Source organism: Nocardia sp. NPDC002869 (assembly GCF_046764065.1).
Lineage (GTDB): Bacteria > Actinomycetota > Actinomycetes > Mycobacteriales > Mycobacteriaceae > Nocardia > Nocardia rhamnosiphila.
In genome coordinates this window covers 1-11,346 of the sequence record NZ_JBKOOL010000176.1, presented here as the reverse complement: position 1 = coordinate 11,346, position 11,346 = coordinate 1, and the positions used below count along the sequence as shown (strand labels likewise).

At 68.0% G+C, this 11,346-nt stretch carries 13 protein-coding genes and 1 pseudogene; 4 read left to right on the top strand and 10 right to left on the bottom strand.

The features are described 5' to 3' along the window. A pseudogene (locus tag ACLML9_RS24515) lies at nt 1-326 on the top strand (hypothetical protein); the annotation flags it as partial. A 58-nt stretch (nt 327-384) separates the two neighbouring features. Here ACLML9_RS24515 and ACLML9_RS24510 read toward each other — a convergent pair. Further along, nucleotides 385-687 (bottom strand): winged helix-turn-helix transcriptional regulator, encoded by a 303-nt coding sequence (locus ACLML9_RS24510; protein ID WP_411947727.1) that lies wholly within the window; start codon nt 685-687, stop codon nt 385-387. A 31-nt stretch (nt 688-718) separates the two neighbouring features. On the opposite strand from ACLML9_RS24510, the gene ACLML9_RS24505 reads away from it, so the two are divergent. Then, the gene (locus ACLML9_RS24505) at nt 719-1,459 is read left to right on the top strand and encodes an SDR family NAD(P)-dependent oxidoreductase (protein WP_411947726.1); all 741 of its coding nucleotides are present in this window, start codon (nt 719-721) and stop codon (nt 1,457-1,459) included. Between the two features lie 267 nt (nt 1,460-1,726). Further along, on the top strand, nt 1,727-2,566 hold the full coding sequence (locus tag ACLML9_RS24500) for a hypothetical protein (protein WP_411947725.1): 840 nt from the start codon (nt 1,727-1,729) through the stop codon (nt 2,564-2,566). Between the two features lie 118 nt (nt 2,567-2,684). On the opposite strand, the gene ACLML9_RS24495 is transcribed toward ACLML9_RS24500, so the two are convergent. The 6 genes from ACLML9_RS24495 to ACLML9_RS24470 all read right to left on the bottom strand — a co-directional run bounded on the left by ACLML9_RS24495 (nt 2,685) and on the right by ACLML9_RS24470 (nt 7,897). Then, nucleotides 2,685-2,807, bottom strand: a complete 123-nt coding sequence (locus ACLML9_RS24495) for a hypothetical protein (RefSeq protein ID WP_411947724.1) — start codon at nt 2,805-2,807, stop codon at nt 2,685-2,687. Between the two features lie 22 nt (nt 2,808-2,829). Beyond that, complete coding sequence (locus ACLML9_RS24490; protein WP_411947723.1) at nt 2,830-3,990, bottom strand: acyl-CoA dehydrogenase; 1,161 nt, start codon at nt 3,988-3,990, stop codon at nt 2,830-2,832. A gap of 117 nt (nt 3,991-4,107) precedes the next feature. After that, on the bottom strand, nt 4,108-4,812 hold the full coding sequence (locus ACLML9_RS24485) for a TetR family transcriptional regulator (RefSeq protein ID WP_411947722.1): 705 nt from the start codon (nt 4,810-4,812) through the stop codon (nt 4,108-4,110). A gap of 33 nt (nt 4,813-4,845) precedes the next feature. After that, the gene (locus ACLML9_RS24480) at nt 4,846-6,126 is read right to left on the bottom strand and encodes a cytochrome P450 (protein WP_411947721.1); all 1,281 of its coding nucleotides are present in this window, start codon (nt 6,124-6,126) and stop codon (nt 4,846-4,848) included. A 78-nt stretch (nt 6,127-6,204) separates the two neighbouring features. Further along, nucleotides 6,205-6,732 carry a 5-(carboxyamino)imidazole ribonucleotide mutase gene (gene purE, locus ACLML9_RS24475; protein ID WP_411947720.1) on the bottom strand — a complete coding sequence of 176 codons (528 nt, stop codon included), beginning with the start codon at nt 6,730-6,732 and terminating at the stop codon, nt 6,205-6,207. Further along, on the bottom strand, nt 6,725-7,897 hold the full coding sequence (locus tag ACLML9_RS24470; RefSeq protein ID WP_411947728.1) for a 5-(carboxyamino)imidazole ribonucleotide synthase: 1,173 nt from the start codon (nt 7,895-7,897) through the stop codon (nt 6,725-6,727). Before ACLML9_RS24470 ends, purE begins: the two co-directional genes overlap by 8 nt. A gap of 87 nt (nt 7,898-7,984) precedes the next feature. Here ACLML9_RS24470 and ACLML9_RS24465 point away from each other — a divergent pair, with 87 nt between their 5' ends. Then, nucleotides 7,985-8,536, top strand: coding sequence for a GtrA family protein (locus ACLML9_RS24465; RefSeq protein WP_411947719.1), 552 nt, complete (start codon nt 7,985-7,987; stop codon nt 8,534-8,536). 18 nt (nt 8,537-8,554) lie between these two features. On the opposite strand, the gene ACLML9_RS24460 is transcribed toward ACLML9_RS24465, so the two are convergent. The 3 genes from ACLML9_RS24460 to ACLML9_RS24450 all read right to left on the bottom strand — a co-directional run bounded on the left by ACLML9_RS24460 (nt 8,555) and on the right by ACLML9_RS24450 (nt 11,128). Beyond that, entirely contained in the window at nt 8,555-9,865 is a 1,311-nt protein-coding gene (locus tag ACLML9_RS24460) for a sensor histidine kinase (RefSeq protein WP_030522486.1), read from the bottom strand. Nucleotide 9,866: 1 nt separating this feature from the next. Continuing rightward, on the bottom strand, nt 9,867-10,544 hold the full coding sequence (locus ACLML9_RS24455; RefSeq protein WP_411947718.1) for a response regulator transcription factor: 678 nt from the start codon (nt 10,542-10,544) through the stop codon (nt 9,867-9,869). A gap of 71 nt (nt 10,545-10,615) precedes the next feature. Further along, nucleotides 10,616-11,128 (bottom strand): PH domain-containing protein, encoded by a 513-nt coding sequence (locus ACLML9_RS24450; RefSeq protein ID WP_411947717.1) that lies wholly within the window; start codon nt 11,126-11,128, stop codon nt 10,616-10,618. Nucleotides 11,129-11,346 lie beyond the last annotated feature (218 nt).

The following is an 11,346-nucleotide window of genomic DNA, read 5'->3' as shown; positions in this document are numbered from 1 at the left end:
ATACCGGGCCCGGCGACCGTGGGCCCGGTTCCGGGCCCACCAAAAAGGTAACGGGTCTCCTCGATCTCCGCCGCGCGTGGCCGGGCACCCTCGTCATGAACCCGGTGCATCTCTCGGGCCCGAAACCCGCCGGCCCGGCCGACGCCGAACACTGGCTCGGCCTGGGTGCCGACCTCATCAGCTTCGGCCGCGGCTTCCTCGCCAACCCCGACCTCGTCGAGCGACTGCGCAACACGCTCCCGATCACCCCCGCCGACGAGGACACCTACTTCCAGGGCGGTGACCGGGGCTATCCGACCTACCCGGCGTACCGGTACCCGGCCTGATCCCGGACGCGGCCGAGCGAACCCGGGCCGCCGCGAGTCGGGCCGGACCGGTCGCCGATCACCCTTTCCCGGCCGTACCCGCCATGCGACCTCCGGTCCGGTCCGAGCGCGCGGCGGTGATATCGACGGCATGGTCCACCGCCCAATCGGCCAGCGCCGAAAGCGGGACCAGCAGCGTCTCCCCGAGCGGAGTGAGCCCGTATTCCACGGCCGGCGGAACCGTCGGGTACACCACGCGATCGATGAGCCCATCGTCCTCGAGCGCGCGCAGGGTCCGGGTCAGCATGCGCTGGCTGATGCCCTCGATCGAGCGGTGCAGTTCGTTGTAGCGGTAGCGGCGTTCGGCCAGCAGCGCGATCACCCTGGAACGCCTCGCCCGAGGCGACCGGGTCGTGGCGATCGGCAACAGCCCGGCCAAAGGAGAACAACTCACCCTCGCGGCCGGGGCGCACGCGGACCGCCTCCACTTCGTCCGCGCCGACCTGAGTTCCGTCGCGGAGGCGGAGCGGGTGGTCGGCGAAATCGGCGCGGCCTACGACACTCTGGACGCACTCCTGCTCTTCGCGAACCGCACCTCACGGAAACGCGTCCAGACCGCCGAGGGTTTCGAGCACACCTTCGCGCTGTACTACCTCAGCCGGTATCTGCTCTCGCACGAGCTGGTTCCGCTGCTGGCGCGCGCCCCGCGACCGGTGATCGTCAATGTCGCCGGTGTCGGTGTGCAGAAGGGCGCGGTCCACTGGGACGATCCCCACCTGACCCGCGGCTACAGCGTGGTCGGCGCCCAGTTGCAGGCCGGGCGGGCCAACGACCTGCTCGGTGTGTCGTTTGCCGAAGAGCACGGCCACAAGATAAAGGTCGTCCTCTACCATCCGGGTTTCACCAGGAGCGGCGATCTGTCCCCGCTCGGCTTCCTCACCCGCACCGCGATCCGTTCCCTCGCCGCGGTCGCCGCACGCCCGGTGCGCGAATCGATCCGCCCATTACACGATTTCATCGACAACCCGCCGGCGGAACCGCTCACCGCCGTGGACCGCGGCCGCACCCTGGACCTCTCGCTCCCCTCACTCGATCCCGGCAACGCCCGTCGCCTCGCACGGCTCACCGCGGATCTCCTGGCCTCGCGAGCCTGACACTGCCACCGACCCGCACCGCCGACGGCTCGGCTGCCCGTCGCGTGGGATCACCGCCGGCGAAACTCCCGGGGACCGTGCGGCCACCACTGATAACTCGGGCGAATCCCCCGATGATTCCGCCGAGCAGCCCGCCGGTGACGCGGCAAGCGCGACCGGAATCTTCCGGGGCCCGAACGCCACACCTCTCGAATAGCCTGGCCGTCCTCAGTTCACGACTTCGACTGAGTCCTGCCCTTCACCCCCTCCGAAAGTAAAGTCCAGGCGGTGGATGTTCTGTATTTCCTCAAACACAGTCCATGCGACGACCTCGAACTGAAGTATTCGCTGCGGAGCGTCGAACGCTATATGCCGTGGGTGAGGCGGGTGGTGGTGTTCGGCGATCGGCCGGAATGGCTGGCGGGTCCGGAGAGCGGAATCTTCCATGTTCCACACGAGGCGATCGCCTGGATCGGTCCCTACAGAACGCCCGTCACGAATTGGTTCCTGATGTTCTATCTCACGGCCCTGCTGCCGGAACTGGACGAGGAATACATCTTCTTCAGCGACGACTTCGTTCTGCTCCGCGATCTCACGCCCGACGAGGCCCAGCGGAACCGCTATCTGCAGGATCTGGCGACCCTCGACAGTCGCGGCAAGGGCCTGTGGATGGACAGCCTGTGGCGGACGTATGACCTGCTCAAACGCCTCGGCTACGGCACGCTCAACTATGAAACGCATGTGCCGACCTGGTTCCGGAAGCAGTGGGTGCTGGACGCATATCGCGATCTACGGGATTTCGTCACCGAGGACCGCTGGCAGGGCGCGATGGGCATCACCGCCATTCTGAGCCACATCCAGAAGCACCACCCGCGACCGCTGGTGCATCTCAAAACGGAGGGCAGCCGGGTGGGCTTCCACGGCAAACCCCCGGCATACGAGGAGGTCGTCTCCCTCGCTTGCGCGGCAGACGCGAGGTTCCTCAACTTCGACGACGCGGCGTTCGGCCCCGACATGCAACGCTTCCTCGCCGAGCGATTTCCACGCCCCTGCCGCTACGAACGGCACGAAACCCCCTCGACCCCCACCAGCGCCGTCGTCGATACCAGCAGCGTGCCGGCTTCTTGATTACGGCCTGTGCGAACGATGAGCTCACGAACCGATCACGAGGCGACCTCCTGTTCAGCTGGACGCACGAAATATCGAGGCCGACAACTGCCTGCTGTACAGCAGGCAGTTGTACCGGTCAGCCCAGCAGCGAGACTGCCCGCCGCAGCGCGGCAATTCCGGCGGCCTGCACCGGGTGCCCGGTGACGACACTGCATCCCACGGCCCGGCGGCGGCCCGAGCGTGAATCCCAGGCCGCCATCCGAACGCCGTGATCCGGAGAGTTACCCCTTGAGCAGGGCGCGGGACATGACCACCCGCTGAATCTGGTTGGTGCCCTCGTAGATCTGGGTGATCTTGGCGTCGCGCATCATGCGTTCCACCGGGAAATCGGTGGTGTAGCCGGCCCCGCCGAACAGCTGTACCGCGTTCGTGGTCACTTCCATGGCCACATCCGAGGCGAAACATTTGGCGGCGGCCGAGATGAACCCGAGGTTCGGTTCGCCGCGCTCGGCGCGGGCGGCGGAGGTGTAGACCATCAGCCGGGCGGCTTCGATCTTCATCGCCATATCGGCCAGCATGAACTGGGTGTTCTGGAAGTCGGCGATGGACTTGCCGAATTGTTTGCGGTCCTTGGTGTAGGCCAGCGCGGCGTCCAGGGCGCCCTGGGCCAGGCCGACCGCCTGCGCGCCGATGGTGGGGCGGGTGTGGTCGAGGGTCTGCAGGGCGGTTTTGAAGCCGGTGCCGGGTTCGCCGACGATGCGGTCGCCGGGGACCCTGCAGTTCTCGAAATACAGTTCGGCGGTCGGGGAACCCTTGATGCCGAGCTTGTGTTCGAGCGGGCCCACGACGAAGCCTTCGTCGTCCTTGTGCACCAGGAACGCGGAGATACCGTTGGCACCCTTGTCGGGGTCGGTGACGGCCATGACGGTGTACCAGGAGGATTTGCCGCCGTTGGTGATCCAGCACTTGGACCCGTTGATGATCCAGTCGTCGCCCTCCTGGCGGGCGCGGGTGCGCATACTGCCCGCATCCGAGCCGGCTTCCCGCTCGGACAGCGCGTAGGAGGCCATTTCGCCGTTGACGATATCGGCGAGCACCTTCTGCTTGAGTTCCTCGGAACCGTTGAGGATCATGCCCATGGTGCCGAGCTTGTTCACGGCCGGGATGAGCGAGGAGGACCCGCAGACTCGGGCGACCTCTTCGATGACGATGCAGGTGGCCACGGAATCGGCGCCCTGGCCACCGTAGACCTCGGGGACGTGCACGGCGTTGAAGCCGGCGGCGTTGAGCGCGGAGAGGGCTTCCTCGGGGAACCGGGCGTGCTCGTCGACGTCCTTGGCGTGCGGGGCGATTTCCTTCTCGCACAGGGCGCGGATGGCCGAACGCAGCTCATCGTGGAAGTCCGCCAGCTTGAACAGATCGAAATCCGGGTTTCCCGCCATTGGGTTCACTCCTGTTGCGTACGGGGTAGCACCGATAATCGGCACTCAGTGTCAAGACCTCCGCCCAGTATACCGCGCGCTCGCCCGGGTTTGCGCGCCGCGTTATGGCACTCGGTGTCAATCGGCGGGCGCTTCTGCCAAACTACCCAGCCGCTGCCGCAGCAGTTCGGCGACATGCCGAACGGGCAGGTCCCGGCGGAACACGGCGAGTACGAGATCGTCCTCACCGCCCGGGCGCCGGCCACCCCGGGGGATCTCGCCGAGCGCGGTCCGCAGGTCACCCGGGCCCGCCGCCGACTCGCCGCGGATCATCCGGCGCAGCAGATAGTTGTGGGTAGCGGTCACCGCGGCCGCGAACTGCACGCGCGCCAGGTCGGGGGAATCGGGCAGCCGCTCACGCAGGTAGTCGGTGAACAGACGCTCGTAGCGGAAGACGGTCACGATCTCCCGGTCCCGCAGCGCCGGGACCCGGCGCACCACCCGGTACCGCCGCTCGGCGATATCGCGCCACCGGGTGAACCGCTCGAACACCCCGACCGCCGCCTCGCAGACCGCGTCCCACGGGTCGAGCTGCGCCTGCTGCAGGTATTCCAGTGCGGCGGCCAGCTGGGCCTCGTGGTCGGCGAAGATCACATCTTCCTTGGACCGGAACTGCCGGAAGAACGTACGCCGCGATATCCCGGCGGCCTCGGCGATCTCGTCTACCGAGGTCGCCTCGTAACCCTGATCCGCGAACAAACGCAATGCCTCGTCCACGACACCGAGCCGGAAACGGACGAGCTCGGCGCCGCCGACTCGGCGGGCGGTTTCCTCGTTGTCCATGGCGACACCGTAGCGAGCGGGGCCGCGCTGCCCTCAGCGTCGTCCGTCGAGCGCGATATGGAGGTCGGCTCCGCTGAACAACAGGTCCGCACCGCGCTGTGGCGGCGGGCCGCTCTCGACGGACCGCGTCCGCGGTGCGAGCAGGTACAGCTGGTGCAAGAACACCTCCACCGCGAGCGTCGCGAGTTGCTTACCCGGGCAGATGTGCGCACCGAACCCGAAGGTCAGCGGTAGTTTCCCACGCCGCCGCAGGCTCCCGTCATCCGGGAAGGCCGCGGGATCGCGGTTGGCGGCCGCGAACATGACCAGCACCGGTCCCGCGGGCAACTCGGTCCCACTGGTCAACACGACCGGACGCCGGATGCGCCGCTTCCAGGCCACCAGCCCCGGGTCCAGCCGAAGCACTTCGACCGCCACATCGGCCGCCGTCCCGGGTTCGCCCAGCAGCCGCCACCATTCCCGATCCGGGTCGTGCAGTAGTCGCTGGACACCCTGCTGGATGCTGCCGCTCACCGTATGCACTCCGGCGGCCAGCGAATTCGCCACCGCCGAAACCGCCACCCGGCGCGGTATTCCCGCATCGCGCAGGCCGGTCGCGAAACCGACCGTGTCGCTGCGCAGACCGTGGTCGACCGCACGCCCGCTGACGGTGAACAACTGTCCGAGCGCCGCCACCGCGCCGGCCAGTTCCCGGCCGCGCATCGATCGGCCCAGCAATCCCGACTGAGCGCCACTCCACACCGCGACCCGCGGCCACATTTCGGGCGGCAGCCCCACCGCGGAACCGGTCACCCTGGTGGCGTACGCGATGGACAGCGCAGTCACGTCCAGCGTCGCCCCGAACGGCGCCGTCGCGGCGAGGGCGGCGTGGAAATGCTCGGTCATCGCCGCGAGGTGCTGCGGCCTGTCCGCGGCCCGGATCGTGAAATGCCCGGCCGGACCGGCCATGGTGTTCCACACCCGGTCGTGCAGGGGTTCATCGGCCAGATCGGCGGTCGCCTTCGCGGGCAACGGGATCAGATGCCGGAACAGATGCGGTAGTGCTCGCGGAGTGGCGGCGATGCGCGGATACCCGACCAACGGCTCCAGTGAGTTGTCCCGGGATATCTCCGCTTTCCCGGCGGCAAGAACCTCGCGGACATCGTCGTACTTCCAGATCATCCGTAGTCCCGACCGGTGCGCGTAGGAGCGCTGCGGCCATTCGTGCAACAGGCGGTAGCGCTCGTCGCGCTCGGCGAAGAACATCTCGTTCGCGGTCACCTCGGCGAACGGGAACTCCGCCATGGGAACCGCCTGATTGTCGACCCTGTACACCGGCAAGGATCGTAGGCCGAGCAGGTGTACGGCGCTTCCCGGGGACGGCGATACCGCGGTCGTCCCCGGGAAGCGCGATCAGCCCAGCAGACGTGCGCGCAGCGCCTCGTCCTTCTCCAGGACCATCGTCTCGAGACCGGCCTGGAACTGCTCCATCCGCTCGCGCAGTGCCGTCTCGTGCGCGCCGAGAATCCGGGCGGCCAGCAGGCCCGCGTTCCGGGCGCCACCGATCGACACGGTGGCCACCGGGACTCCGGCGGGCATCTGGACGATCGAGAGCAGCGAATCCATGCCGTCGAGGTACTTCAGCGGGACCGGCACACCGATTACGGGCAGCGGGGTCGCCGAGGCGACCATGCCCGGTAGGTGCGCGGCACCGCCGGCGCCCGCGATGAGCACCCGCAGACCCCGGCGGGCGGCGTCGCGAGCGTAGTCGAGCATGCGCTGCGGGGTCCGGTGCGCGGACACCACACCCACCTCGAACCGGATCCCGAATTCGGCCAGCGCCTCGGCGGCGGCCTCCATCGTGGGCCAGTCGGAATCGCTGCCCATGATCAATCCGACCGCCGGGGAGCCCGGAACACTGCCTTCCACCACGTCACTCATGCGGGTCCCATCCATCGGTCCATACCGCGTGCGACATCCAGTGCGCCGCGCGCTCGGCTCGTTCCCGTACCACCGCGACATCGTCGCCGAGCACGTTCACATGCCCGATCTTGCGGTCCGGGCGCTCGCCCTTGCCGTACAAGTGCACCTTGGCGTCCGGCATCCGGGCGAACAGGTGGTGCAGGCGTTCGTCCATAGACATGGCCGGCGCCTCGGGCGCCCCGAGGATATTCGCCATCACCGTCACCGGTGCGAGCGGGCGGGTATCGCCGAGCGGGTAGTCGAGCACCGCGCGCAGATGCTGTTCGAACTGGCCGGTGCGGGCGCCGTCCATCCCCCAGTGCCCGGAATTGTGCGGGCGCATGGCCAGCTCGTTGATCAGCAGGGTTCCGTCGGTGGTCTCGAAGAGTTCGACCGCCATCGCGCCGACCACCCCGAGATCCGCGGCCAGCCGCAGCGCGAGCTCCTCGGCCTCGGCGGCCAGCTCCTCGTCGAGATCGGGCGCCGGGGCGATCACCACGGCGCACTGACCGCGGCGCTGCACGGTCTCCACCACCGGCCAGGTCGCGGCCTGACCGTACGGCGAGCGGGCCACCATGGCCGACAGCTCACGCTTCAGCGGAACCCGCACCTCGGCCAGCAGTTGCACGCCCGCGCCGAGCTGCTCGGCGGTGATCTTCGCCGCGGCATCGGCGTCCTCGGGCATCCACACGCCGCGCCCGTCGTAACCGCCGCGGATCGCCTTGAGCACGATCGGCCAGCCGTGTTCTTCGCCGAAGCCCACCGCCGCGGCCTCGGACTCGACCACGGTGAACGCGGGTACGGGCAACCCCCGCGCGGACAGTTCCGTGCGCATGGCCAGTTTGTCCTGGGCGAAGCGCAGCGCGTGCGGCGGCGGGAGCACATTCACCCCCTCCGCCACCAGCGCCTCGAGGTGCTCGGTGGGCACATGCTCGTGATCGAAGGTGAGCGCGTGGGCGCCGGTGGCGGCCCGGCGCAACGCGCCGAGGTCGGAATGGCTGCCGAGCACCACATCGGGGCTCACCTGAGCCGCCGGGTCGTCCGGCCGTTCGGCGAGCACCCGGAGCCGCTGCCCCAGCTCGATGGCCGCCTGATGCGTCATCCGCGCCAGCTGTCCGCCACCGATCATGGCGACGGTCGGCATCGCGGCAGGGTCGAAACTACGTGCGTTCACGTCGGTCAATACTGTCACGTCCTGCGCGAACGGCAGCTGGCGGTATGCTCCGGACTTGTGTCATTCGTCGACGACGTGGTCAGCGTCCTACCGCAATCTCTTCAAGAGATCGCCTACCGCCAGCGCGAGCTCATCAAGTTCGCCATTGTCGGGGCGACCACGTTCGTGATCGACGGCGGCATCTTCTACGCCCTGAAGTGGACGGTGCTGGAGGAGAAACCGGTCACCGCGAAGATCATCTCGGGTGTCATCGCGGTCATCGCCTCCTACATCCTGAATCGCGAATGGTCGTTCAAGAACCGCGGTGGCCGGGAACGCCATCACGAGGCACTGCTGTTCTTCGCGGTCAGCGGAGTGGGAGTGGTGCTGAGCATGGCGCCGCTGTACCTCTCCCGCTATGTCTTCCAGCTGCACCAGCCCACGGTCAGCTTCATGGTGGAGAACATCGCCGACTTCATCAGCGCCTACATCATCGGCAACCTGTTGCAGATGGCGTTCCGGTACTGGGCGATGCGGCGCTGGGTCTTCCCCGACGAGGTCGACCAGATGCTCGAACAGCTCGAAGAGTATGTGGAAGAGGAGCACGACCGGCGCACTCTCGGCCGCTGAGCCCGGCGCCGCGACCGATCAGCGCGGCTCCCCCACCACCCGCGTCTCCACTCGCGCGGCCAGTGGTTTACCGAGGAATACCGCGAACAGCGCGGGCCGCCGCCGCTGCAACTCCAACCGGCCGCCGTCGGCCTCTATCAGGGCACGCGCCAGCGCGAGCCCCACACCCGTGGATCCCGCGCCGGAGAAACCACGATCGAAGATATGCGGCGCCAGCTCGTCGCTGACCCCCTCGCCTTCGTCGGCGACCTGCACACACACCAGCGGTTCGCGATCCTGCCCGGGACGCACGGTGCGCACCGAGACCGTGCAGGTGCCGCCGCCGTGCATCAGCGCGTTGTCGACCAGCACTGTCACCGCTTCCCGCAGCCGGGACCCGGAAATGGGCGCCCGCAGCGATTCGTCACCGGTCAGGTACAGAGTGCGGCCGGCCTCCCGGAATGGATGCGTCCACTCGGTGACGATGCCGCGCAGTTCGTCCATCACCGGTACCGGATCACGGTCGGTGGCGTCCTCGTCGCGCGAGGCCCGGACGAGATCGTCGATGGCCTCGGTCAGCCGGTCGACCTGGGCCATGGCCTCCTCGGCCTCGTGCACCACCGCCGGATCGGTGTGCGCGGACAGTTCGTCCAGCCGCAGGCGGACCGCGGTCAACCGGCTGCGCAGCTGATGGGATACATCGGCTACCAGCGCGTGCTCGCGTTGCAGCCGGCCCGCGATCTCGACGGTGGCCGAATCGAGCACATCGGAGACGCGGTCCAGTTCGGCAATGCCGTGGCGGCGCGGATCCGGGCGGAAATCGCCCATGGCGAGCCGGGCGGCCCGGGCGGCCACATCACGGATGGGGTCGGCGACCCGGCGCGCGGTGACGATGGCGACCGTGATCGCCGCGCCCAGCGAGATCGCGACGGCCAGCGCCACCCCGGCCACCGCCTGTCGCTGCCGGGCCTGCATCGGGGTCGCGGGCACCTCCAGTCGTAGCGATACATCGGTACCCATCGACAGCGATTCCACCAGCGGGTCGGTCACCGTCCCGGCGCCGACCTCGACCTTCACCGCCGTATCCTCCGGCGCCGGATACACGACGGTGAGCCGCCCGCCCTCGGGCACCAGCGGCTGCACGGTGTGCAGATCCAGGCCGCCGCTGATCACCCCGCTGCCGTGTTCCTGCCCGATGACCTCCGCGGAGATCAGCTCCAGCCGGCTGCGCAGATCGTTGCGGGTGATGTCCTCCACCCACAGCCACGCCGTATAGGTGAGCGGCACCCCGAGCACGACCGTCGTGAGCATCAGCACGGTCAGCATCGACCGCAGAATCCGCCGCCGCACGTCAGTCGGTGTTCAACCGGAAACCGACACCGCGCACGGTGACGATCCGGCGTTCGGCCATCGGGCCCTCGTCGCCGATCTTGCGCCGTAACCAGGACATATGCATATCCAGTGTCTTGGATCCGCGCAGTTCGGCGTCGCCCCAGACCTCGCGCAGGATCGTATCCCGGGGCACCACCTGGCCGGCCCGATCGATCAGCACCTTGAGCAGTTCGTACTCCTTGTTCGCCAACCCGACTTCCACCCCGTTGACCAGCACCCGCCGGGCCGCCGGTTCCAGGCGGATCCCGCCGACCTCCACGGTGTCGTCACCGATCCCGCTGCGCCGCAGCAGGGCGCGGACCCGGGCCAGCAGTTCGGCCAACCGGAAGGGTTTTCCGACGTAGTCGTCGGCCCCGGCGTCCAGCCCGACCACGAAATCGACTTCGTCGGTACGGGCGGTGAGCATCAGCACCGCCATCTCGGCGCCGCGGGCCCGCACCTGCCGGCACACCTCCAGCCCGTCCATTCCCGGCAACCCGAGATCGAGGATCAGCAGATCATGGTGTCCTTCCAGTGCGCGGTCCAACACCGCGGGACCGAAGCTCTCCACGGTCACCGAATACCCTTCGCGGCCCAGCGCCCGCGAGAGCGGCGCCGCGATGGCCTCGTCGTCTTCGCCCAGCAATACGGCGGTCATGCGACAAGATTACGGTCCACCGGCCCGGTACCGGCTTCCTCACGCCCGGGCAGCGGCCCGCGGCGGCAAGATCAGAAGCCGCCGTACCGGGGCGCCGCCTCGAAGACCTGGTGATAGAGCAGCGCGTGCACCTGTTCCACATTCGGGATATCGCTGTATTCCAAGGGTTCTTCGGACGAGGACCCGATGATCAGTTCCCCGGTCCCGAACATCCGGTCGACCAGCCCGTGCCGGAACTGGACACTCGAGATACGGCTCATCGGGATATCGATGCCGGTGTGGGTCATCACGCCCTCACGGACCAGCACCCGGCGATCGGTGACGATGAAATGGGTGGATTTCCAGGTCACGATCGGCGCGATACTGCGCCACGCCAGCAGCAACAGCCATACGACCAGGACGACAAGCAACAGGATCGTCCGCCACGATTCGTCGGCGGTACGCCACACCAGACCGCCCAGGAAGCCGGCCACCGCGGTCACCACGATCAACGTGACGATGGGCCAGAACAGCATCTTCCAATGCGGATGGGTGTGCAGGATCAGCTCTTCGTCGGGCGCCAGCGCATCCTCCGGATAACCCATGAGCGCACATTACCCCCAAAAACACCCGAAACACCCGATCCAGGCCGGGTACGGAAACCACTCGCCCCGCTCGGCCATGCGAAGAAGCCCACCTCCCGACCAGGACCTCGAAGGCCAACGCAACCGCATGTGTCGAGTTTTACGAGACACCTCCAAGGGTTGAGGCCCGTCTCGCCGTTTCGGCCTCGAAAGCGCAGGAGCCGAAGGCTCGAGTCTCG